Below are 23,293 nucleotides of genomic sequence, written 5' to 3'. Positions count from 1 at the left end.
TGGAGCAGCCGTGCTGAACAAGCTCTTCTCTATTCTCTCCGGTAGGTTCGCCGGGCGGGGCACGCCTGACGCGGCCCCATCCATAAAGCACCCCTGGCAGGTCGGGAACGTCAAAAACGACAGGTGCGACAACCAGGAGTACAAGAAACTCGTGCAGGAGGAGATAGCCGAGTACAGCAGCGTCGAGATAACGAAGGATTTGAAGCTTGGCGGGATACATGACATGGGCGCGTGGCACTATTACTGGAAGCACGTGAACAGAAGGGTCGAGGAGCGCCTGGGCTGCTCCAACATATGGCCACTAATGGAAAAAAACGCGAACGCGATGGAGCGGCCCAGGATATTGAGCCTGGGCTGCGGCCACGGGGGGCACGAGCTGGGCCTGGCGAGGAGGCTCAGGACAGGCTACCATATAACCGCGCTCGACCTGAACGAGAACATATTGAAGACGGCGCGCGAGACGGCGGCCCGCGAGAAACTGAACATCAAGTTCGAGTGCGCGGACCTGAACTACATATCCCTTCCCGAGGGCGGATTTGATTTCATCTTTTCGCAGGCCTCCCTCCATCATATAATGAACCTCGAGCACCTCTTCGATCAGATAAGGAAGGCCCTATCGGAGAACGGCGAGTTTTACATAGCTGACATAATCGGAAAGAATCGCGTTATCCTCTGGGACGAGAACCTCAGGTTCCTTAACAGGCTCGTCCGTGAAATACCGGAGAGGTTCAGGAGGGACGAGAGAGGCCGCCTGATAAAGAAGATATCCATCAGCAAGGGGGAAGGCATGGAGGGGATCAGGCAGGAGGAGCTGTACGGCATCCTTCTCGACCACATGAAAACGAAGTTCGTCTACCCCCATAACGCGTTCATCAGGTTCATCGCAACCCATCCCGTTCTGGGGAGGAACCTCTCCGAGGACACGGCCGAGGCCAGGGGCGTACTTGATTACCTCATTCAAGAGGACGACAGGAGCGTAGATTCAAAAGCGCTCCGCCCGACCGAGTTCCTGGGCATATTCGGGAATGGATAATTCCCAGGTAGAAGGGCGAGCCTGTTTTGGAGGGCTGCGGCGCACTATGAGAGCGCAATTACTCAGAAAGATCTACGGCGAGCTTGAGCACCTTTCAAGGAGGATGACCTACGGGTTCAGGGCGGAGCGCCCGGGATCGCCCAGGGGCATTTGCAATATATGCGGCTGCGAGGTCGCCTTCGAGGATGTCGAGCCCTCAAGCCCCAGGGAAAGCTTTCGCTGCCCCTTATGCAATTCGACGAGCAGGAACAGGTTCCTGGTCTATACGCTCGGGCTGGTGCTTGGATTCAAGGAAGAGCCGCTGGCCATGCTTGGAAAAGAGAGGAGCGTCAGGATATTCGAGGCGAGCGGGGTCGCAAGATACTGCAGTTATCTTGCCAGGACATTCGACTACATAAACGCGCAGTACGACCCCGGGGTGCTAAAAAAAAGGACCTTCGACCGCAGGAAATACGCCGACCTCCAGTCCCTGCACTACCCTGACCGCTCCTTTGATGTCGTTATAGCTTCGGATGTCCTTGAGCACGTGCGGCTGTACGAGGCCGCTTTGAAGGAGGTCTGCAGGGTGCTTGACACAGATGGGGTCTTTCTCCTTCAGATACCCTACGACCATTCGATGGAGAAGACCGTAACTCGCGTGGAGACGAGGGGTGACGAGGACCACCACCTGCTGCCGCCGGTCTACCACGGGGGCCGGACGCTCGTGTACCGCGATTACGGCCGGGACCTCCTTGATGCGATGAGGGGCGTCGGGTTCACAACCATTTATTTCGAAAGGGAGTTGGCTCAACTGGGCGTCCCGCGGCAAGGCGTCATTATCGGAGCCAGAAATCCGAACTTCGACCTTGCTTCCATGCTTGATTTTTAAGGCGAAAAAACGGAATGCATAAGCGATGAAGGTGAAGGGCTTTAAAAAATTGATGGCGCCTTTCCGGGCCGCATGCGAGACACTCCTTTCCGGGTCCACACCCGCGCATCCCCCTGAAGATAACGGGAAGATGAACCTCCTCATAATCTCCAGGTTCGTCCCGGAATTCGACCGCGGGTCGGGCGAGCTCAGGTTTCTTTCGATAATAAGGCTTCTTTCCAGGCGCTACAACATCACCTATCTCTCCCGGGAGCGCCACCAAGGGTACAGGAAAGGGAGAAGCGACAAGTATGTAGACGCGCTTCGAGAACTGGGCGTTACTGTCCATGTGGCGCGTTTCACTCTCAAGAGCATACTCAAGGAGAATTTCCGGTTCGCCCTGCTCGAGGTCTACTCAACGGCGGAGAAATACATCGATGAGATCAGGGCCCGGAGCCCGGATACGTTCATAATCACCGACTCGGTCGACGTCTTTTTCTACCGCGAGATGAAGATGGCCGAGGTCTATAACGACGGCGAAATGCGCAGGAGCGCCCTTGAGACCAGGAAAAGGGAGCTCGACGTATACAAGAAATCGGACATGGTCTGGACCGTTACCGGGCTCGACATGGACGTACTTCTCGCTGAGGAGCCTGGGCTGAACGTAGCCATTGTCCCCAACGTGCATGAGATGAGCGCCGCTCCGTCCGACACCTCCGAAAGGGAAAAGGGCGTCCTCGTGTTCGTCGGCGGGTTCAGGCACAGGCCGAACGAGGACGCGGTGCTCTATTTCTGCAACGAGGTGCTGCCGCTCGTGAGGAAACGAATGCCTGGAGTGAGGCTCAGGATTGTCGGCGACAGCCCCCCGCCCTCGATCACCGCCCTGCGGTCGGGTTCCATAGAGGTGACCGGGCGCGTGCCGGATACCATGCCATATCTCCGGACGAGCCATATCTCAATAGCGCCGCTCCGGTTCGGCGCTGGACTAAAGGGCAAGATAGGCGAGGCAATGTCCATCGGCCTTCCGGTAGTTACGACCTCCATAGGGGTGCAGGGCATGGATGCCCGCATCGGTCGGGATATAATGGTGGGCGACACGCCCGAGGCCTTTTCCGAATGCATATTGAGGCTCAGCGAGGATGAAGCGCTTTACAGGAGCGTTTCAGGGAACAGCTTCAACTACATAAAAAACAAATACTCGCCTGAGATAGTCGCCGGGTTTTTGGGCGAGATATTCCAGGAAATAGATAAAAAGGCCGCAAGACAGGCATGAACCCCGGCCTTGTATGATAGGGCAGCAGCCGTGGGCGTTAAAGCCTCTATAATATACTTGACCAGGAACGGTGGCGCGGTATTCAGGGAATCCCTCGATGCCGTCCTTTCGCAGGAGGCGCCCTTCGAGTTCGAGGTGATAGCGGTCGATTCCGGCTCGACCGACGGGACGCTCGGAATAATGAAAGAGCGTCCCGTGAGGGTGCATTCGATAAGGCCGGAAGAGTTCAACTTCGGGCTTACGCGCGACTACGGCTTCTCCCTTGCGAAGGGCGAGATACTCATTACACTCTCGCAGGACGCGGTGCCTGTTGGGCGGAACTGGTTGAAGGACCTGTTCTCGCCTTTTGACGACCCCTCGGTCGCCGCCGTCCAGGGGGTCGAAGAGATTCCCCGGGGCGCTGACGCATTTTACTGGCATAAGGCCCGGCTTTTCTTTTATACGAGGGAATGCGCGGACTGGATTAGTCGGAACGGAGGCCTCGGGCTTTCATTCGTCTGCTGCGCGGTCCGTAGGAGCGTCTGGGAGGAGAACAGGCTCGGCCTGGTAGAGATGAGCGAGGACAAGGTCTTCCAGAAAAAGCTTACGGAGAAAGGGCAGAGAATTGTATTGCAAGAGAAGTCCGTTGTATTCCATTCGCATCAATATGGTTTTTCCGAGCTTGCCAAAAGGTGCGAAAACGAAGGACTCGGCTGGAGGAACGTAGGGCAGGATTACTCCGCAACCGATATGGTGCGTGATTTTTTCAACTTCGGCGTTATGCTTGGGTATATACGCGGCCTCTCGCGGTTCGAGATGAGGCGGCCAGCCGAGTTCCTTTTTCCGTTCATAAGGCCGGTATTCATATTCAAGGGTAATCATTTCACGAAGAGGTATGTAAGATGAAAGCCCCCCCGGCTTGCCCGCCCCAAGGAGCAAAGATGAGGGTATCGGTAATAATCTGCACATACAACCGTTCGGCCCTGCTGAAGGATTCCATGCGCTCCATAATCAGCCAGGACTTCCCCAAGGGCGAATACGAATTAGTCGTGGTGGACAACAACTCGAACGACTCGACAAAAGAGGTCGTCGAGGGCTTCGCTTCATCCTCCCCGGTCAGGATAAAGTATGTCTTCGAGGGCAGGCAGGGGCTCTCGAACGCCAGGAACACGGGCGTAATGCACGCGGAAGGCGAGGTCATCGTCTTTACGGACGACGACATAGAGGCCGACCCGAGCTGGCTCAGGGAATATGACACCGCATTCAGGGACCCGGAGGTATATGCCGCCGGAGGGCCCTTAAGGCCGGTCTGGCCGGGGCAGCGTCCTGAATGGCTGACCGACGGGTTCCTCGGCTTCCTCGCCGTAAGCGAATTCATGGAGGCCCGCAAAAACGGCAACGAGTTCAAGGACGAGAACGACAACCCCTGGGGCGCCAACATGGCCTTCAGGAGGCGCGTCTTCGAGGAGTTCGGCGGATTTCCCGAAGACCTCGGGAGGAAGGGGAAGCTCCTCTTGTCCAACGAGGAGATACTCCTTTGCGCGAGGATTAAACGTGAAGGGAAGCGCACGGTCCTCGTGCCGGGGGCCGTGGTGCACCATAAGATATCCGCGTCGAGGCTCAACAAGAGGTGGTTCTTGCGCCGCTTTTATTGGCAGGGCCGTTCCGATGCCGTACTGGGGAGCGCCTTGAGAACATATCCTTACACCCAGCTCCGCCTTTCGGCCAGGGATCTTGAGAGGACCATGGGCGTGCCGGAATTTACGATGAGATGCCAGGAGAGGTACGCAATGGGGTTTTTGCATCAGATCCTTGTCTCAGACCCCCAGGACGACTTCAGGGTCCTGAGGGCACTTGAGACATTCGCCGGGTTTAAGAAAAAACGCCATTCGATATTCCAGGCATTCGGCAGGAAGCTGACCGCGCCCATGAGGGCGTTCTACGGTTCGCTCAAGGGGTTGTTGCCTTAGCGGCATGCCCATGTCGATGATTGATGCCATGAGGCATTTAAGCGCATGATCTCAAATTTCTTTAGCCCCCTTCCCTGGTCCGGCTCCATTTCAGGATAGCCTTCCATTGTACTCGGTATCCGCTTATAATCGCCTGTGAAAAACGGTTCTTCGGAGGAGCGATGCAAAGGGACCTGGTCTTCAGCATACAGGGCCTTACAAAGGTCTACCGGATGGGAGAGGTGGAGGTGCACGCTCTCCGGGGCGTTGACCTCGAGCTCTGGTCAGGCGAGCTTGTAGTGTTCCTCGGCCCGTCCGGGAGCGGCAAATCGACCCTCTTGAACATCATGGGCGGGCTTGACGTCGCGACGAGCGGCAGGGTCATGTACAGGGAAAGGGAGCTTACGAGGGCAAACGAGGCGGAGCTTACCGAATACCGCCGCTTCCACGTAGGCTTCGTCTTCCAGTTCTATAACCTCATACCGAGCCTCACCGCGAGGGAGAACGTCGCCGTGGTCACGGAGATAGCTGCGAAGCCCATGCGGCCCGAGGACGCGCTATCGATTGTGGGGCTCGGCGAAAGGCTCGACCACTTTCCGGCCCAGCTCTCGGGCGGCGAGCAGCAGCGTGTCGCCATAGCCAGGGCCATCTCGAAGAACCCCGACGTGCTCCTCTGCGACGAGCCCACCGGCGCGCTCGATTCCGAGACCGGCATAGTCGTTCTTGAGGCCCTCGACAGGATAAACAAGGAGCTCGGCACCACGACCGCGGTCATAACCCACAACTCCGATATCGCGGGCATGGCCGACCGCGTCATCCACCTGAGCAACGGCCATATCTCCGAGGTCCTCTCCAATCCCGTGAAGAAACCCCCTAGGGAGCTCCACTGGTGACATGAAGGCGCTTGACAGGAAGCTCATAAGGGACCTCTGGCTCATGAGGGGGCAGGCCCTTGCCATCTCCCTGGTCATCGCGAGCGGGGTGGCCACCTTCATCCTCCTCGCGAGCACGATGGATTCCCTGAAGCTGATGAGGGACTCGTTCTACAGGGAATACGGCTTTGCCGAGGTCTTCTCGAGGCTCAAGCGCGCGCCCGAGGGCCTCAAGGAGAGGATAGAGGAGATTCCCGGGGTCGAGCTGGCAGAGACCAGGGTCGTTGCCGACATAAGGCTTGAGGTAAGCGGCTTCGGTGAGCCGGTATCTGGCATGCTCGTCTCGCTTCCGCCGGAGCGGCCCGCGCACCTCAACAGGCTGTACCTCAGGCAGGGTAGGCTCCCGGACCCGGATAGGGACGACGAGGCGGTCTTGAGCGAGGCCTTTGCCGAGGCGCACGGACTGGGCATCGGGGACACCGTAAAAGCCGTCATCGAAGGTCGGATGAAGGAGCTGAGCATTTCGGGGATCGCGCTCTCGCCGGAGTTCATCCTGCAGGTAAGGCCCGGGGCCTTGAGCCCGGATTTCAAGCGGTACGCGATAGTCTGGATGTCAAGGGACGCGGTAGAGGCGGCCTATGACATGGAGGGCGCCTTCAACGACGTCGTAGCCTCGCTCTCTTCAGGGGCGGACCCCTCCCGGGTGATAGCAGGATTGGATGAGCTTCTCGCCCGCTACGGCGCGCTCGGCGCTACCACGCGCGAAGACCAGGTCTCGCACAGGTACCTTACCGAGGAGTTCAACCAGCTCGAAAGGAGCGCGACCATATTCCCGGCCATATTCATTGGGGTGGCCGCGTTCCTCCTTAACGTCGTCATAAGCCGCACGGTGAGCACGCAGCGCGAGCAGATAGCCGCGCTCAAGGCCTTCGGGTACGGCAACTTCGCAATAGGCCTGCATTACGTGCAGCTCATGTTCCTTATCGTCATTGCCGGCACGGCGGGAGGGCTCGCGGCCGGCGTGTGGCTAGGCACAAGGCTTTCGGAGCTCTACATGGATTTCTACAGGTTCCCGCACCTCCTTTACGACCTGAGGCCCGGGGTCGTCATCATTGCTTCCGCCATAACCGGCGCCGCGGCCCTTGCCGGGACGATATTCGCGGTCTACAGGGCGGCCGCGCTCCCGCCCGCCGAGGCCTTGCGGCCCGAGCCCCCGGCACGGTACAGGCAGACGCTCCTCGATACCCTCGGGTACGGCCGCGTGCTCTCGCAGCCGTCGAGGATGATAATCAGGAACATAGAGAGGAGGCCGATAAAGTCCCTCTTGTCGATTATCGGCATTTCGCTCGCCGGCGCGATTCTCATCGCTGGCATATTCTTCAACGACGCAATCGATTTCCTTGTAGACGTGCAGTTCAGGCTCGCCCAGAGGGAGGACATGAGGGTGACCTTCACTGGCCCGGTCTCATGGACGGCGCTTTACGGCCTTGAAGGGGTCGAGGGGGTCTACAGGGCCGAGCCGGCGAGGTCAGTCCCGGCAACGCTCAGGTTCAGGCACAGGAGCTACAGGACCGCGGTGCAGGGGGTGGCGCCTGAAAACCGCCTCCAGGACCTCCTTGATACAGACCTCAATCCGATAGAGGTGCCGCCCAAGGGGCTCGTGCTTACGGACCATCTGGGGAGCATCCTCGGGGCCGGGCCCGGCGACCTCGTGACGATCGAAGTCCTCGAGGGCGCGAAGCCGGTCGTGGAGGCGCCTGTAGCGATGCTCGTCAAGCAATACATCGGCGTTTCGGCCTACATGGACATTGACGAGCTTAACAGGCTCGCGGGCGAGGGGAGGGCGGTGACCGGGGCAAACCTCGTGATAGACAGGGCGCGCCTCCCGGCGATATACGGCGAGCTTTCGGGCATGCCCAGGGTAGCGGGCACGGCGGTGAGGACCGACGACATAAGGAACTTCTACGAGACCCAGGCGGAGGTATTCCTGTTTTTCACGTTCATCGCGACTCTGCTGGCGGCGACGATAGCTTTCGGCGTGATCTACAATACCGCCCGCATTGCGCTCTCGGAAAGGAGCAGGGAGCTTGCGAGCCTCCGTGTTTTAGGGTATACCAGGGGGGAGATATCATATATACTCCTCGGCGAGCTTGCGGTCCTTACGCTCGCCTCGGTGCCGCTCGGGTTCCTTTTCGGGAGAGGGATAGCGGCGTACATGGTCAACGAGCTGGGCTCCGACCTCTTCCGCCTCCCTCTTGTGATAGACACGTCGACTTACGCCATGTCGGCGGCCGTGGTCCTCGGCTCTGCCGCGGTCTCCGGCCTCATAGTCAGGAGGAGGCTCGACAGGCTGGACCTGGTGGAAGTCCTGAAGGCAAGGGAATAAAACATGGATAGAAGAAAGAAGATATTGATAGCGGCGGGAACGGCCCTCGTCGTCCTGGCCGTCGTATACGGGCTCATGCCCGGGCCCGCAAGGGTCGAGACTGCGCGAGTAGAGCGCGGCCCCATGTCGGTTACCGTGAGCGAGGAGGGCAGGGCGATCGTGACCGACAGGTTCGTCGTATCGGCCCCCGTATCCGGCCATATGAGGCGCATAGGCCTGAGGGCAGGCGCGCTCGTGGCCGAAGGCGAGGCGCTCGCGGAAATCGAGCCCTTGAGGGCCGAGCCGCTCGACCCGAGGACAAGGGCTGCTTCCGAGGCGGCGGTCTCGGCAGCCGAGGCGTCGTTACGCGCGGCGAGGGAGGTGGCTGAAGCGAGGCGCGCGGAAGCCGAATACGCCAGGGAAACGCTTTCGAGGACCAGGGAGCTCTTTAGCGGCGGGCACGTCCCGAGGAGCGAGATGGACCGGGTCGAGGCCGCGGCCAGGCAGGCCGAGGCGGTCCTTAACTCGGCCGAGGCCAACGTGAACGCCGCGCGCTCGGAGCTCCAGAGGGCGCGGGCCGCGCTCATTCCGGCTGGAGAAGGGGCTGAAAACGGCGGTTTGAGGACAGTCCATGTCAGGAGCCCGATAGTCGGGCGGGTCTTGAGGCTCCACCGCGAGAGCGAAGGGGCCGTGAGGGCAGGGGAGCCGCTTGTTGACATCGGCAACACAGGAGCCCTCGAGATACGCGCGGAGGTGCTCTCGTCGGACGCGGTGCTCCTTCGCCCCGGCACCCCGGTCGTCATAGAGCGGTGGGGAGGGGGCGTCCCGCTCGACGGGAGCGTCAGGATTGTCGAGCCCTCGGCATTCACGAAGGTATCGAGCCTCGGCGTCGAGGAGCAGAGGGTCTTCGTGACCGTGGATATTCTCTCCCCTGCCGGGACCTGGCACAGGCTCGGGGACGGCTACAGGGTCGAGACGAGCTTCATTGTCTGGGAGGACGAGAGCGTCCTCAAGGTCCCCGTGAGCGCCCTTTTCAGGTCCGGGGACCGGGACGCTGTATTCATTGCGGATAACGGGAGGGCCAGGGAGAGGATGATCTCCATAGGACACAGGAACGGCTTCACGGCAGAGGTGTTATCAGGCCTGTCGGAAGGCGAGGAGGTAGTTGTGCATCCGGACGAAGCGCTCGAGGACGGCTCGAGGATAACCAGGATGAAGAGGTGAGGCTCCTTTCAGGCGGCCTTCGCTCCGCCGTATTCCAGTATGTGTCCCGCGGTCCTCGTGGCGAGCGCCTCTATCGTAAGGCTCGGGTTCACGGCGCCGCCGGTCACGAAGACGCTGCCGTCGCAGATGAAGAGGTTGGGGATGTCGTGAGAGCGGCACCACTTGTCAACGACGGACCTCGAAGGGTCGTCGCCCATTCTGCAGGTCCCGAGCACGTGTATGGTCGATTCCTGCCGCATAACATCCCTGGCCCCCGCAGCCTTGAGTATCTCCTCGCAGAGGTCCATCGAGTCTTTCGATAGCTTCCTCGTGTTCTCGTCCCTTGAAAACACCACCTTCGCAACAGGCACGCCGTGCCGGTCGGTCTCGGCGGCAAGCCCCACGTAATTGCCCTCGTTCGGGAGGACCTCGCCGACGTTCCCTATCATGGTCCGGTTCTGGTAGGAGTCTATGAAATCCATCAACTTCCCTCCCCAAAGGTGGGGGTTCGCCTCGACGAAGCCCGTGTAGAACTCTATGGGGAACATGTTGTAGGCCTCGAGCGTATAGCCCCGGACGAAGTCATTGCCCTTTATCGTGCCGTATCGGTCCTGGTTCATGATGCCGACTGGCGGCGTTACCCAGTTGTCCACCGGCTCGTCGAAGCTCCCGATGACGTTGTCGCCGAGGTGGACCATGAAGTTCCTCCCGACCATGCCGCTCGAATTCGCAAGGCCTCCGGGCGCGGAGTTCAAGAGGAGCCTCGGCGTCTCTACCGCATAGCATGAAAGGATTATTATTGCGGCCTCCTGCTCGTATTCCCTTCCCTCTCGGATGTAAGTGACTGACCTGGCCAGGCCGTCGGCCCTCGTATTCACCTTGACCGCGAAAGAGCCCTCCCTGATCTCGGCGCCCGCCTTCACTGCGTCCGGTATGTAGGTAACGAGGGTGCTCGACTTCGCGTCGGATTTGCAGCCGCTCGTGCAGAAGCCGTACATCATGCACGGGGACCTGCCGTCCTTCGAGCCGGTTATTATGGCGTGAGGCGCCTTTGCGGGAGTAAGCCCGAGGCGTATCATGCCCCGGCCCAGGTACTGGTCCCTCGCGCTCCAGGGGAGTTCCGGGTAAGGGAACGGCCCGTGGTGCGGAGGCCACGGGAAGCGCCTGGGCCCGGACACCCCTAGATACCTTTCCACCCTGTCGTAATACGGGGCCAGCTCATGGTACTTTATGGGCCAGTCGTCTGCCAGGCCCTCGCGGGATTTAAGCTCGAAGTCGTCCTCGTGGAGGCGTAGCGTGGCTGCCGTATAATGGACCGTGCTGCCGCCGACCGCCCTCCCGGTGTTGTTCCTCCCGAGGGGGATAGGGTCGCTCCCGCCAGTTATCCTCAGGTCGTCCCAGTCCATGCGGCCGTCGAGCATGGTCAATTCGTCGTTTACGAAGTCTTCACCGGTATCAAGCCAGGGCCCGGCCTCGATTACTACGACACTCGACCCGCCCTCGGACAGCTCCTTTGCGAGCACGGCACCGGCTGCGCCAGCCCCGACGATGCAGACGTCCACCGGGCCATCATGTCTTCTCATGTGCTCGCGCATGGGCTTCATTACTTAATCCTCATTAAAGGGTCTTCCAGCCGGGCGCGTGCCGCCGCCTGGCCGAGACCTCTTCGCGGCTTATCCAGACATAGCCCTCGGGAAAGCTCGGGCCGGGGAACCCCATACGCATCCACACGAGCGGGTGCGAGCAGTAGCCCGTAAGGGCCCTTGTAAGGAGCTTTATAAAGAAATAGGACGGGGGTATCCTTTCCCACACCCCGCCCTTGAGCCGCCCTTCCTGGAGAGCCGTTAGAAACCGGTCCTGTTCACCAGGAGCAAGCTCAATGAAGGAGCTTTTATTATAGCCTGCCATTACGCTCTCCTCTATTCCCCTCAGCCCTTCCTTGAAAAGGACGTGGTCTTCGGGCATGCCTTCAGGCCTGTCCCCGCGCCCGAGCGGCTTGTCGAGCGCCCAGTCGAGAAAGCCGACGAGGTCTATGCCCTCGTCCCCGGGGATGAGGCGCTTAAGAAGAGCCCTCAGGATCTCTCCCTCTTCGGGTGTGAACCTCAGGAGACGCTCCCGTACGAAACGGCCCTCCATGCGCCCGGTTATGATGCGCCTGGCCTTTTCGTCCCAGTTCTCCATGAAGGCCTCGAAGTCTTTCCTGGTGAGCGCCATCCTATCCTCCCGTGTGCCAGGCGAAGTAGACGAGGAGCGCGCCTATCGAGAGCGCGGAGAAGGTAAGCGGCAGCATGGGCGGCGGCCCTGCCAAGAAGTTCCGGAGGGTCCACCCGCCTATGTAGCGCCGTATTCCCTTTAAATGAAAGTACGTCCCGGCCAGGCCGCCAAGCGCGCCCAAAGTGAAGACGATTATGAAAAGCGTATTGAGCCAGCCGCCGTGAACGAAGGCGAAAACGACACCCATGAGAGAAAGCGCCGGTCCTTCGATGACCGGCGCCCACATGACCCTGAAGCGGAAGGCTCCCCTCCAGTGCATCAGGAGCGCCTGGACCCAGACCATCAGGTACGCGAGCCCGATGAAGAGGTAAAAGAAGCGCTCCGGAGTCCATGCGTCCCATCTTTCCATGACAGTCTCCGCGCCTGGATGGCAGGCCATGATTCAAGTAAAGCACCACTTGAACCGGTGTCAAACCACAGGCCCGGCCCTTTTGAGGGCCGCCCTGGCCTTCCTGAGAGCGAGCACCGAGTTTATATAGCCGAGGTGCGTGTACGCCTGGGGGAAATTCCCCAGCGGCTCCATCCATTTGAAATCGTACTCCTCCGAGAAAAGGCCTAGGTGGTTCGAGACCGTCTCGGTCCTCCTGAGATACGTCTCCGCCTCCTCGAGCCTCCACCTGGCGATAAGGTAGTCGATGTACCAGAAGGAGCAGATGAGGAATGCGCCTTCCTCTCCGGGGAGCCCGTCGTCGGTCTTGTACCTGTAAAAGAAGCAATCATTGAACGATAGCTCGCGCTTCGTCGCCTCGACCGTCGATATTACCCTTGGGTCGTCGAATGGCAGGAAGCCCACCATCGGTATCAGGAGGCTGCTCGCGTCCATGCGGTCGGTCTCATAGTGCTGGACGAACGCCAGCCTGCCCTCGTCCCAGCCATTTTCCATTATGTCGCGCCTTATCTCGCCCGCCTCGTCCTTCCATCCCCTGGTGTCGCCGTTAAGGCCGTAGCTCTCGGCGAGCCTGATGCCCCTTTCGAGCGCGGTCCAGCACATTACCTTCGAATACGTGAAATGGTGCGGCCCGCTCTTCATCTCCCATATGCCGTAGTCCTTGTCGCGCCAGCTTTCGGCGGCGAAATCGCAGATGCTCCGTAGCGACGGCCACAGCCTCGGGTTGAGTTCGCCGGTGAGCTCCGCGTGCTTGTGCACGGCATTGAGTATATCCCCGTAGATATCGTTCTGGCGCTGCAGAGCCGCGTTGTTGCCTATGCGTACCGGCCTCGAGCCCTTGTACCCGTCCAGATGGCCGAGCTCGCATTCAGGCAGGTCCTTTTCGCCGTTCAGGCCGTATACGCTCTGGATTGCCGGGCCGTACTTCATCACAAGCTCCTCTATCCAGCCGAAGTACCCGTGCGCCTCCTCGCCGTGCCCTATGTTGAAGAGCGCCTCCAGGGTGAAGAACGTGTCCCTGAGCCACGCGTGCCTGTAGTCCCAGTTCCTTACGCCCCGGACCACTTCGGGGAGCGAGGTCGTGGCCGCGGCCGCCATCGTCCCTTTCGGGTAGAAATAGAGGAGCTTCAATATGAGGGCCGAGCGCATTATCATCTCCTTGTAGGGCCCGAGGTCCACCCTGACCCCGGTCTCGCTCTTCTTGGCCCATATCCTCCAGTACCTGGCAGACTGGTCGAGCGCCCGTTCGGCCTTCGCGGCGTCGAAGCCGCCCTCTATGCCGATGCCGTATCTCATATGGAGCCAGGCCGTCTCGCCCTCCCTCACGACCCAGGCGCCTTCGGCCCTGTCTCCGAGGATCTCAAGAGGCCTGGTGGCCTCGAGATGAATACTATCCCGCCCGGCCACGGCCTTTACCGTGCAGTCAATGCCGCTGATTTTTGCAGCGGCCCTTCCGTAATCGAGCCGCGGCTCAAAGCGCACGCGGAATTCCATTCCCCCCTTGACTACCTCGATACGCCTGTAGAGCTCATGCCGCTCCTTCTTTCTTTCCTCCTCCGGCCCGAACGGCACGGTCATGAAGTCGGTAAGGGTAGCCTCTCCCTGCCGGGTCCTGAAACAGGTCGAGAGTATGTTCGTGTTTTCCAGGTATTCGGCCGTGGAGTCGTACTCGCCCTCAGGGGTCACGGAGAAGTAGCCGCCCTTTTCGGAATCCAGGAGCGCGCCGAAGATGCTGGGGGAATAGAGGTGGGGGAGGCAGAGCCAGTCTATCGAGCCGTCGAGCCCTATCAGCGCGAGGGAGTGGAAGTTCCCGATTACGCCGTAATCAGATATCTTCTTGTACATGGGTCAAGCGGCCCGGGTTACCGAGTTGACGGGCTGTCCCTTTATATAGGAGGCTATGTTCTCGATGGTGACCTCCAGGGCGCGCCTCATGGCCTCGTCCGTGAAGAAGGCGATATGCGGGGTTGCGATCACGTTCCTGTGGCGAAGGAGCGCCTCAGCCGCGAGCAGCCCCTCCGGGTCTTCGCACCCCTCGCATGCGGCGCGGAGCATCTCCGGTTCGCTCCTCAGTGTCTTTTCGCGGGGCAGCACGTCGAGCGCCGCCGCCGAAACCCTTCCTGACGCGAGGGCCCGGAGGAGCGCCTTTGTGTCCACTACCTCACCCCTCGATGTGTTTACGAGCACCGCGCCTTTCTTCATTGCCGCGAACTCGCCGTCGGAGAGCATGCCCCGGGTCTGGGGAGTGGCTGGCACGTGGAGCGAGACGATATCGGAGAGGGAGAGGAGCTCGCGGAACCCCGTATACCTGAAGCCCAGCTCCCTTTCGAGGTCCGCGTACCTCGTCCTGCTGAACGCGACCGCCTCCATGCCCATGCACCCGGCGTATTTTATAACCTGCTTCCCTATCCTCCCGGTCCCTATGACGCCCAGGACGCGCCCGGCCAGGTCGAACCCGTTCAGGCCCGCGAGCGAAAAATCCCCCTCCCTGGCCCTGGCAGCCGCCCGGACCACCTTCCTGCTCGCCGCGAGCATGAGCGCGAGGGTGAACTCGGCTACAGTGTTCCCGCCGTACTCTGGCACCCGGGAGACCACGATGCCGCGCTTGAGGCAATAGCCCACGTCCACGTTGTCATACCCGACCGAGCGGACGGCCACCATGCCGAGGCGGTCGAGCTTTTCCAGCACCCCGGATGAGAGATTCGAGTATATGGAGGCGGATACGACCTCGGCGCCCGAAGCGAGCCCGGCGTTTTCGACGGTAAGCGGCTCGGCGCTGAACACGACCTCATGCCCGGAAAGCCCTTCAAGCGCCTTTTCCTCCCACGGCCCTGTCTCAAAGAAGATTATCTTCATGGGGACTCGCCGTTCGTAAAGGCGCCCAGGTGGCGGGGAGGAGGGCGCTCAGGCCGCCTCGAGTTCCTCGGCCACGTCCGGAGGCATGGAGTATTCCACTTCAGAGAGCGTAGGGGCACCCACCGCCTCTTTTACAAGGTGGAAGACGGCGTCCACAGCCGTCTTGGCCTCGTCAGGGTTAATCTTGAACTGCGCGCCTATCTCGGAAAAGAACTCCTCCATGGTTATTTCGACGGGCCTCGCCTGATGGCCCCGGAGCTTTTCGAACGTAAGCGGGTCCGGAAGCCTTTCGGTGAATTTGCGCGCCGTTTCTTCGTCAACCGAGCTTGCGAGAATGCCGAGGACCGCCTTGACGAGGGAATCGGCCCGCTCCTCGCTTCCTATGAAGTCGAATTTTTTTACCTCGTCTATGAACCGTACGTACTCCATAAAGCCCTCTCTTTGAATGAGGATCAGGGGAATAATTACCGCTTCTAAATCGATTTAAACATATGTTATCTGATTGTCAAATCAGGGGAAAATGCGCCTGGTTGTGAAAAAGAATAAAGTTTCCAGGACGCCGGACGATAAGCAAGGAAAGAAACAGGCTCGGGGGGAAGTCATGCTCAGGTTGTTCTATGTCGCCATCTTGTTTCTCGCCATATCCCCGGCATACGCCGCTGACAACGGCGGATATGTCGGTGAAAGGGAATGTTACGCCTGCCACAAGGAGATAAGGGCGGAATACGCGAAGGACAGGCACGGGAGGGTATTTACCTCGGCCCCCAACGGCGAGCTCCAGGCCAGGGGTTGCGAGGCCTGCCACGGTCCCGGCGCCGAGCATATAGACGCCGTGGACAGGGAGGACCTCGACCTGAGGATACAGAACTTCAGGCCGGAAAAGGGCATTCCGACCGAGGCTAACGCAAGGTGCCTCGCCTGCCACGAGAACGGCGAAAGGGGCTTCTGGAAAGGGAGCCGGCACGAACTCTCGGGCATGAGGTGCGCGTCCTGCCACAAGATACACGCCGAGGAGGCGAGGCCCGCGATGGACGTATGCTTCGCCTGCCACCAGGAGAGGAGGGCGCAGCTCCAGAGGACTTCCCACATGCCGCTCCGTGAAGGGAAGATGACCTGCAATAACTGCCACAACCCCCACGGCGGCCCGGGACCGAGCGCTCTGAGGCAGGCGTCCGTGAACGAGAACTGCTACGCCTGCCACCAGGAGAAGCGCGGGCCCGTGATATGGGAGCACCCGCCCGTTAGGGAGAACTGCGCGAACTGCCACGACCCGCACGGGTCGAACTTCGAATCGCTCCTCAAGATAAAGAACCCGTACCTTTGCCAGACGTGCCACACCACTCTGGGCAGCCATCCGCGAAACAGGTATGACGGCGGCAATCTTACAGCGCAACAGCTTGCCGGAAAAGGTTGCCTCAATTGCCACAGCCAGGTGCACGGCTCAAACCATCCTTCTGGAGCAAGGTTCCAGAGGTAACCGAAGCTGGAGGAAAAGGCCTGAGATGAAAAGATTCCTTTATATCGCCGCAGTCGCCGCCCTTCTCGCGGCTCCTGCCGACTCAAGCGGGGCAGAGCTTGCCGGTTCGGCTTCGATCGGGGTCGGCATCCTCGATATCGACAACGAGTCATACAAGTTCGGGGAATACTCCGGGCTTGCAAAGGACGGCGCGTATCTCCTGGGGAGCGCGGATATCGGGCGCTACAGCGGGCCCTATTATCTCGAGTTCGCTGCCAGTGACATCGGGCTCGACAGCAGGGAGCTCTTCCTGAGGGGCGGGCAGTTCGGGAGGTTCGATTCGTTCATATCGTTCAGCCAGACGCCAAGGCTCATATCCAATAACAGCAGGACGTTCTTCGACGGCGTGGGGAGTTCAAACCTTACGCTGCCTGCAGGCTTTGTACGAGGCACCAACACACCCGCCCTGACCAACATCGGAGATAACCTTCAGGACGTAAAGCTTGAGCTGAAAAGGAAGAAGGCTGCGCTTGGCTTCTCCGAGAGGCTTCGGAGCGGGTTCGGTTACTCGCTTGCGGTCTCCAGGGAGGACAAGGAAGGCCTGAAATCAATCGGCGGCACCGTCGGTACGTCCGGCAGCCCAGCCAGCGCAAGAGGAGTGATCCTGCCGGAGCCTGTCGATTACAGGGTTGACGAGTTGAGGGCCGGATTGGACTGGCAGAAAGAGGCGTCTTATATCCGGTTCGACTATCTCCTTTCCGACTTCGACAACAGCATCGAGACGCTTTCATGGGAAAGTCCTTTTACCACGGTTGATTTCGCGAGGATATCCCTGCCCCCGGACAACAGGCACCAGAGGTTCAGCCTTTCCGGCGGCACGGCCCTTCCGTTCTATTCGACGAGGGTGAACTTCCTCGCCGAGTACGGGATGATGGAGCAGGACGAGAAGCTATTGCCCTTTTCGGTCAACCTCCCCGAGAACGACCCGGCCAATATCCCGCCCAGGGAGAGCGCGGAGGCCGAGATAAGGACCAAGACGCTGGTCTTCAACGCGGCTTCCAGGCCCGCGCCCAGGCTCGGGCTGAACCTCAGGTACAGGTACTACTCGACCGACAACAGGACGCCCGAGGAGACTTTCGTATACCTGCGGAACGACAACACCGTGACCACGACAACATTGACCAGCGAGCCTTTCGATTACACCTCGAACAACTTGAGCCTCGACGGCTCGTACTTCCTCTCCGGCGCGACCACCTTGAGGGCCGGGTACGAAAAAGAGGTCGTCAAGAGGTCCCACCGCGACGCGGAGAAGACAAGGGAGAATACCCTGAAGGCAGGGGTACAGAGCGGGTATTTCGGTAACCTGTCGCTCGGCCTGAACGTGGCCTATTCCGAAAGGAAGGCCGAGGAGGGGGATACTATACTCCAGATCGACCTTGCCGACCGCGACAGGACGAAGGTGAGCGCAAGCGCTACCTACCTGCCTTCGGCGGCCCTCGCCTTTTCAGCGGCGGCTTCGTATTTCCAGGACGATTTCGACAACTCAGCCCTCGGCCTTCAGGTTAGGAAAGGGAATACCTATACCGTTGACGCCAACTGGACGTTCTCCAGGGAGGCAGCCTTCTACGGCTTTTATACGAGGGAGCGCATAGACACCGGCCAGGTCGGCAGGACGGGCGGTAATCTGGACTGGGCCGTAAACCATGACGAGGACATAGACACGGCCGGTATCGGGGTCAATTTCGGGTTCCTGGAGAACAGGCTCGTATTCAAGACGGACTACTCATATTCACAGAGCACCGCGAGACTGACCTTCCTGCCTGGCCGCCCGCCTATGCCGGACCTTGTTACGAGGCTCCACTCCGCCGCCCTTACAGGCACGTACAATATCGATAAAAACCTGAGCCTCAGTGCCGGGTACAGATATGAGAACTACCGGTCCGACGACTGGCAGACCGATGTCGTAGACCCGGGTTCGGCTGATATCGCCAACGTAATCACCCTTAGCGGCCCGGTCCAGGACTACGAGGCGCACCAGGCGCTCTTGTTCCTGACATACCGTTTCGGCAGCTGAAGTCCGGCGCAGCAGGCAATGGAGCAGAAATAAAAATCATCAAGGATTGAAAGGAGCGCGATTCAGATGAGGTTCTGGGGCATGGTGGTATCAGCGGCGTTTGTGTTGACTCTTTCGGCATCAGAGGCGGAGACCGCGCCGAAATACGTGGGGGTAGACGGGTGCAAGTGCCATAAATCCGAGATAGCCGACTGGGAACGGAGCGTGCATTCAAAGGCCGTAGACCTGCTGCAGTCGGGGAAGAAAGCCTCAAAGAAGAAGAGCGCCGGGCTTGAGCCGGACAAGGACTACGGGAACGACGCCAAATGCCTCAAATGCCATACAACCGGATACGAGAAGGACGGCGGTTTCGCCAATACGGCCTCGACTCCGAAGATGACCGGCGTGGGCTGCGAGATGTGCCACGGCCCGGGAAGCGAATACAGGGCGCTCCATAAGGAGAAGACGACGAAGTTCACCCGGGCGGAGGCGATGGCTGCGGGGCAGCTCTACGGCTCGCTCGACCCCGAGGTCTGCAACTCGTGCCACAAGCACAAGGACAACCCCTTCAGGAGCGATGATTTCAACGTGCAGGATGCGCTCAAGAAAAACCGCGCCTTCCATGAATATTACCCGCTCGAGGGTAAACACTGAGTCCGGGGAGATCGATGAAGAAAAAGTTCCGGAATTTGAGCCTTGGCGCGAAGGTGATGATAACCATCGGCGCCGCCCTTGTGGTCCTTACGGCCTTTGACGTGTGGTTCAGCATGAAAAAGGAAAAGGACATAATGTACAAGGACATCAAGAAGTGGACCTTCGTCTTTGCCGAGAACGTGAGGACCACCCTCAACACCCTCATGCGCGAGGACAAGATGGACATCCGCTTCTCCATGCTCGACGCCATGTCAAAGGAGATAAGCGGCGTCGAGCACGTGAGGATAATAAGGGGCCCCAAGGTCGACGAGGGCTTCAGGATGATGAACGAGCAGGAGCTCATCCCCAGGGAGATAGAGGCCATAAAGGCCTTCAAGGACGACATCGCAAGCCTTGAGGACGACCTCATGGCCGCGAGGGACCCCGATGAAAGGGACGAGATAAAAGAGGAGATAGAGGACATAAAGGGCTACATAGCCGACGCCGAGGAGAAGATAACGAATGCCAGGCTCGTCCGCGAGACCGACCCTAGGGAGGTACCCAAGGACGACCTCGACAGGGAAGTGCTCGCGACAGGCCAGCCGATATACCATTTCGCCGGCGACAAGGGCAGGGTCCTCATCCCCTATATCGCGCAGAAGAGCTGCGCATCCACGAGCGGCTGCCATAAGATGGCCAGGGAGGGCGACGTCCTCGGCGCGATAAGCATGGAGTTCTCGATAGCCGACATACAGAAGGACATAGTCGCCAATAACCTGAAGACCGCCGGGGTCGGCGCCGTGAGGCTTGCGATAATACTCGGCATACTCTCGTTCTTCATGTCCGTTTTCGTCATAAGGAACGTGAGGTCGCTCCTCGCCGGGTTCAACAGGCTATCAGGCGGCGACTTTTCCGCCAAGCTCAAGGTCGAGAGCGAGGACGAGATGGGCAAGCTCGCCCGCGGCTTCAACTCGTTCGTCGACAGGTTCAACGGCATGATAGGCGAGATACAGGACGCTACGGTCAAGATGGCGGTCACCTCCGAGGAGCTCTCGGCCTCGTCTACCCAGATAGTGAACGGCACGGACGCCCAGAAGGCAAAGACCGCGCAGGTCGCTACCGCGTCCGAGGAGCTCTCGGCCACCATAAACGAGGTCGCCGGCAATACGCACGGCGCGGCCGAGGCCGCCAAGAAGGCCAGCAGCGCCGCGAGGATGGGCGCGGACATAGTGGCCCATTCCATAAACGGCATGAGCTCCATAGTGCCGATAGTGAACGAGTCTTCGGAGACCATATCCAAGCTCGGCAGCCGCTCCGCCGAGATAGGGAAGATAGTCGGCGTCATCAACGACATCGCCGACCAGACGAACCTGCTTGCGCTGAACGCTGCGATCGAGGCCGCGAGGGCCGGCGAGCAGGGCAGGGGCTTTGCCGTGGTCGCGGACGAGGTGAAGAAGCTCGCCGAGAGGACGACCCTTGCCACCAAGGAAATAAGCGTCATGATAAAGGCGATCCAGGAGGACACGAAGAAGGCCATAGAGAGCACCGACAAGGAGGTCAAGGCCGTCGAGGAAGCGTCGGGCTACGCCAAGGAAGCCGGGGCAGCGCTTGACGAGATACTCCTCCAGGTCGAGCAGGTCTCGGTGATGGTCCAGCAGATAGCGACCGCCTCGGAGCAGCAGTCCACAGCCGCGGGCCAGATAAGCCGCGACATCGAGGCCGTTGCCGAGGTGGCGAAGAGCAGGGCGGACGACGTGGGGCACGTGGCCGACGCCGCGGTGGACCTCGCCAAGCTCTCGGCAAGGCTCAAGGAGATGATATCGCTCTTCAAGACCGCCCACGGCGACAAGCCCGAGGCGCCTTCGGTCCAGGAGCGGCCGGTAGAGCGGAAAAGGAAGCTCGCCCTCGTGAAATAAGAAGTGTCCGAATTCGATTTGCCAGAGGCCTCCCCCCAAAGGGGAGGCCTTTTTAATTGCGCGCTCCGCACACTGTGCCGCCCTTTATCTCACCTTGCTTCCCTCCGGTTTAGATTGACTTTTCGGGCTTATTTGTGTATCCTCATTTGCTCCAAATTCCTCAAAACGTAAGTGCCTGTTTTTGTGGAATAAAGGACCCTGGTAAGATATAATAAGAAGTCGTCTTCCATACCATAACAGGAGGAGCAATCGTGGGCAAGAGCGTTGCGGAAAAGCTGATTGACAGCCACCTGGTCTCAGGTGAGCCCGTAAAGGGCAAAGAGGTGAACATCAGGATAGACCAGACCATCACCCAGGACGCCACGGGCACGATGGCGTACCTGCAGTTCGAGGCGATGGGCGTGCCGAGGGTCGCAACCGAGCTTTCGGTGAGCTACGTAGATCACAACACGCTCCAGTACGGCGGATTCGAGAACGCCGACGACCACAGGTTCCTCCAGACCCTCGCCTCCAAATACGGCATCTACTTTTCAAAGCCCGGGAACGGCATCTGCCACCAGGTCCATCTCGAAAGGTTCGGAAAGCCCGGCAAGACCATGCTCGGCTCCGACAGCCACACCCCCACGGGCGGCGGCATAGGCATGCTTGCCATAGGCGCGGGCGGCCTCGACGTTGCCGTCGCCATGGGCGGCGGCCCGTTCAGCCTTACCTATCCGAAGATAGTCCTCGTCAAGCTCAAGGGCAAGCTCAAGCCCTGGGTGTCCGCCAAGGACGTGATCCTCGAGCTCCTCCGCAGGATGACCGTGAAGGGCGGCGTTGGCAAGGTAATCGAGTACGGCGGAGAGGGCGTGAAATCCCTCTCGGTCCCGGAGAGGGCCACGATAACCAACATGGGCGCGGAGCTCGGCGCCACAAGCTCGGTTTTCCCCTCCGACGAGGTCACAATGGAATTCCTCGCCGCGCAGGGCAGGGAAGCGGACTGGATAGAGCTCAAGGCGGACGAGGACGCGAAGTACGACGAGGTGATAGACATAGACCTCTCCAAGCTCGAGCCCATGATAGCCAGGCCCCACATGCCTGACCAGGTCTGCAAGGTCTCGGAAGTCGAGGGGCTTAAGGTCGACCAGGTCTGCGTGGGAAGCTGCACGAACTCCTCATACAGGGACCTGATGCTCGTTTCCGAGGTCCTTCACAAGGGCGGGCACAAGGTGCACCCCGAGGTAAGCATGACCATCTCCCCGGGCTCCAAGCAGGTGCTCGACATGATGGCCTTGAACAAGGGGCTTTCGCACCTGATAGAGGCTGGCGCGAGGATACTCGAAGCCACCTGCGGCCCGTGCATAGGGAACGGCCAGTCGCCCCCGTCCGGAGGCGTATCTCTCCGCACATTCAACAGGAACTTCGAGGGAAGGTCCGGCACCAAGGACGGCAAGGTCTACCTCTGCAGCCCCGAGGTGGCTGTGGCCGCCGCGGTATACGGCGTAATAACCGACCCGAGGAAGCTCGGCAAGTTCCCCAAGGTCAAGGCGCCGGCCAAGTTCCTCATAGACGATTCGATGGTAATACCCCCGGCAAAGGACCCCTCGAAGGTGACCGTAGCCAGGGGCCCGAACATAAAGGAGCTACCCAAGCAGGCCGCCCTGCCGGATTCATTGAAGGGCAATGTGCTCATAAAGCTCGGGGACAACATTACGACCGACCACATAACCCCTGCGGGCACGTGGCTCAAGTACCGCTCTAACGTGCCCAAGTATTCCGAGAGCGTCTTTTCGCAGATAGACGCCAAGTTCCACGAGAAGGCCAAGGCCGCCGGAGGCGGGTTCGTGCTGGGCGGCGAGAACTACGGCCAGGGCTCTTCGCGCGAGCACGCGGCCCTCTGCCCCATGTACCTCGGGATAAAGGCGATTATCGCCAAGAGCTTCGCCCGCATCCACAAGGACAACCTCGTGAACTTCGGCATACTGCCCCTTACCTTCGAGAACCCGGCGGATTATGACTCCATTGCCGACGGCGACGAGCTCGAGCTTCCCGGCCTCAGGCAGGCCCTGACCTCAAGCGAGACGGTAACGCTCAAGAACGTGACCAAGGGCAGCGAATACAAGCTCAGGCACGGCTATTCGCCGAGGCAGATAGAGACCATACTCGCGGGCGGCACGCTCAATTACACGACCGCCGCAAGGGCTTAAGCGGATCCGA

At 59.9% G+C, this 23,293-nt stretch carries 19 protein-coding genes; 13 read left to right on the top strand and 6 right to left on the bottom strand.

All coding sequences use genetic code 11. The features are described from left to right. Positions 1 to 10 precede the first annotated feature (10 nt). The 8 genes from QY316_09710 (at position 11) to QY316_09675 (ending at position 9,542) form a co-directional block, all read left to right on the top strand. Entirely contained in the window at positions 11 to 1,033 is a 1,023-nt protein-coding gene (locus tag QY316_09710) for a class I SAM-dependent methyltransferase (GenBank protein ID WKZ32179.1), read from the top strand. Positions 1,034 to 1,079: 46 nt separating this feature from the next. After that, positions 1,080 to 1,901: a class I SAM-dependent methyltransferase gene (locus QY316_09705; GenBank protein WKZ32178.1), complete on the top strand. Its 822-nt coding sequence runs from the start codon at positions 1,080 to 1,082 to the stop codon at positions 1,899 to 1,901. 52 nt (positions 1,902 to 1,953) lie between these two features. Continuing rightward, positions 1,954 to 3,153 (top strand): glycosyltransferase, encoded by a 1,200-nt coding sequence (locus QY316_09700; protein ID WKZ32177.1) that lies wholly within the window; start codon positions 1,954 to 1,956, stop codon positions 3,151 to 3,153. Between the two features lie 30 nt (positions 3,154 to 3,183). Continuing rightward, positions 3,184 to 4,038: a glycosyltransferase family 2 protein gene (locus QY316_09695; protein ID WKZ32176.1), complete on the top strand. Its 855-nt coding sequence runs from the start codon at positions 3,184 to 3,186 to the stop codon at positions 4,036 to 4,038. Between the two features lie 35 nt (positions 4,039 to 4,073). Next, positions 4,074 to 5,102 (top strand): glycosyltransferase, encoded by a 1,029-nt coding sequence (locus QY316_09690; protein WKZ32175.1) that lies wholly within the window; start codon positions 4,074 to 4,076, stop codon positions 5,100 to 5,102. A gap of 161 nt (positions 5,103 to 5,263) precedes the next feature. After that, complete coding sequence (locus QY316_09685) at positions 5,264 to 5,974, top strand: ABC transporter ATP-binding protein (protein ID WKZ32174.1); 711 nt, start codon at positions 5,264 to 5,266, stop codon at positions 5,972 to 5,974. 1 nt (position 5,975) lies between these two features. Next, positions 5,976 to 8,339 (top strand): ABC transporter permease, encoded by a 2,364-nt coding sequence (locus QY316_09680; GenBank protein ID WKZ32173.1) that lies wholly within the window; start codon positions 5,976 to 5,978, stop codon positions 8,337 to 8,339. Positions 8,340 to 8,342: 3 nt separating this feature from the next. After that, positions 8,343 to 9,542: an HlyD family efflux transporter periplasmic adaptor subunit gene (locus QY316_09675; GenBank protein WKZ32172.1), complete on the top strand. Its 1,200-nt coding sequence runs from the start codon at positions 8,343 to 8,345 to the stop codon at positions 9,540 to 9,542. 8 nt (positions 9,543 to 9,550) lie between these two features. Here the strand turns inward: QY316_09675 and QY316_09670 are convergent, their stop codons facing one another. From QY316_09670 to QY316_09645, 6 genes are read right to left on the bottom strand one after another with little or no spacing between them, the layout of a single operon-like run. Continuing rightward, entirely contained in the window at positions 9,551 to 11,125 is a 1,575-nt protein-coding gene (locus QY316_09670; GenBank protein WKZ32171.1) for a GMC family oxidoreductase, read from the bottom strand. A gap of 13 nt (positions 11,126 to 11,138) precedes the next feature. Beyond that, positions 11,139 to 11,735, bottom strand: a complete 597-nt coding sequence (locus QY316_09665) for a gluconate 2-dehydrogenase subunit 3 family protein (protein WKZ32170.1) — start codon at positions 11,733 to 11,735, stop codon at positions 11,139 to 11,141. A 1-nt stretch (position 11,736) separates the two neighbouring features. Beyond that, positions 11,737 to 12,144: a hypothetical protein gene (locus QY316_09660; GenBank protein ID WKZ32169.1), complete on the bottom strand. Its 408-nt coding sequence runs from the start codon at positions 12,142 to 12,144 to the stop codon at positions 11,737 to 11,739. Positions 12,145 to 12,204: 60 nt separating this feature from the next. Next, positions 12,205 to 14,028 carry a glycoside hydrolase family 15 protein gene (locus tag QY316_09655; protein WKZ32168.1) on the bottom strand — a complete coding sequence of 608 codons (1,824 nt, stop codon included), beginning with the start codon at positions 14,026 to 14,028 and terminating at the stop codon, positions 12,205 to 12,207. A 3-nt stretch (positions 14,029 to 14,031) separates the two neighbouring features. Then, positions 14,032 to 15,039 carry an NAD(P)-dependent oxidoreductase gene (locus QY316_09650; protein WKZ32167.1) on the bottom strand — a complete coding sequence of 336 codons (1,008 nt, stop codon included), beginning with the start codon at positions 15,037 to 15,039 and terminating at the stop codon, positions 14,032 to 14,034. A gap of 48 nt (positions 15,040 to 15,087) precedes the next feature. Next, on the bottom strand, positions 15,088 to 15,468 hold the full coding sequence (locus QY316_09645; protein WKZ32166.1) for a DUF2267 domain-containing protein: 381 nt from the start codon (positions 15,466 to 15,468) through the stop codon (positions 15,088 to 15,090). A gap of 172 nt (positions 15,469 to 15,640) precedes the next feature. Here QY316_09645 and QY316_09640 point away from each other — a divergent pair, with 172 nt between their 5' ends. The 5 genes from QY316_09640 to QY316_09620 all read left to right on the top strand — a co-directional run bounded on the left by QY316_09640 (position 15,641) and on the right by QY316_09620 (position 23,283). Continuing rightward, complete coding sequence (locus QY316_09640) at positions 15,641 to 16,516, top strand: DmsE family decaheme c-type cytochrome (protein ID WKZ32165.1); 876 nt, start codon at positions 15,641 to 15,643, stop codon at positions 16,514 to 16,516. Between the two features lie 25 nt (positions 16,517 to 16,541). Then, on the top strand, positions 16,542 to 18,569 hold the full coding sequence (locus tag QY316_09635; GenBank protein WKZ32164.1) for an MtrB/PioB family decaheme-associated outer membrane protein: 2,028 nt from the start codon (positions 16,542 to 16,544) through the stop codon (positions 18,567 to 18,569). Between the two features lie 66 nt (positions 18,570 to 18,635). Then, a complete protein-coding gene (locus QY316_09630) occupies positions 18,636 to 19,202 on the top strand; it encodes a cytochrome c family protein (GenBank protein WKZ32163.1) in 567 nt (188 codons plus the stop codon). Between the two features lie 14 nt (positions 19,203 to 19,216). Continuing rightward, entirely contained in the window at positions 19,217 to 21,097 is a 1,881-nt protein-coding gene (locus QY316_09625; GenBank protein WKZ32162.1) for a methyl-accepting chemotaxis protein, read from the top strand. Positions 21,098 to 21,348: 251 nt separating this feature from the next. Further along, on the top strand, positions 21,349 to 23,283 hold the full coding sequence (locus QY316_09620) for an aconitate hydratase (protein ID WKZ32161.1): 1,935 nt from the start codon (positions 21,349 to 21,351) through the stop codon (positions 23,281 to 23,283). Positions 23,284 to 23,293 lie beyond the last annotated feature (10 nt).

It is taken from the genome of Thermodesulfobacteriota bacterium (assembly GCA_030583865.1).
In the GTDB taxonomy this organism is placed as follows: domain Bacteria; phylum Desulfobacterota; class GWC2-55-46; order GWC2-55-46; family GWC2-55-46; genus UBA5799.
The sequence above is the reverse complement of the archived record's forward strand: the minus strand, read 5'-3'. Positions and strand labels throughout refer to the sequence as shown.